Raw genomic sequence first — 367 nt, forward strand, 5'->3', positions numbered from 1 at the left:
TACGCCATGTCCAGCGCCTCGAGCTCCGGCAGCTTCTTGCCGCCCGCGATCACGATCGGAACCGGGCAGCCCGCCGTCACCCGCTCAAACCCCTCCTCGACGTAATAGGTCTTCACATATTGCGCCCCGATCTCCGCCGCGATCCGGCTCGACAGGCCGAAATAGCGCGCATCCCGCGCCATGTCCTTGCCCACGCCCGTCACCGCCAGCGTCGGCATCCCGTAGCGCAGACCCGTGTCGATCAGCTTGATCACGTTCCTGATCGACTGGTGCTCGTATTCCGCCCCGATATAGACCTGCGCCGCCATCGCCGCCGCGTTCATCCGCAGCCCGTCCTCGATATCCACCGCGACCGTCTCGTTCGACA

The 367-nt window shown here is 65.4% G+C and carries 1 protein-coding gene; it reads right to left on the reverse strand.

Translation table 11 applies throughout. The features are described 5' to 3' along the window. A partial coding sequence (locus QMG28_RS20890) for a beta/alpha barrel domain-containing protein (protein ID WP_491850079.1) occupies positions 1 to 367 on the reverse strand: 367 nt, incomplete at both ends.

The sequence above is a fragment of the Sinisalibacter aestuarii genome (assembly GCF_027923545.1).
Classification (GTDB): Bacteria; Pseudomonadota; Alphaproteobacteria; order Rhodobacterales; family Rhodobacteraceae; genus Sinisalibacter; species Sinisalibacter aestuarii.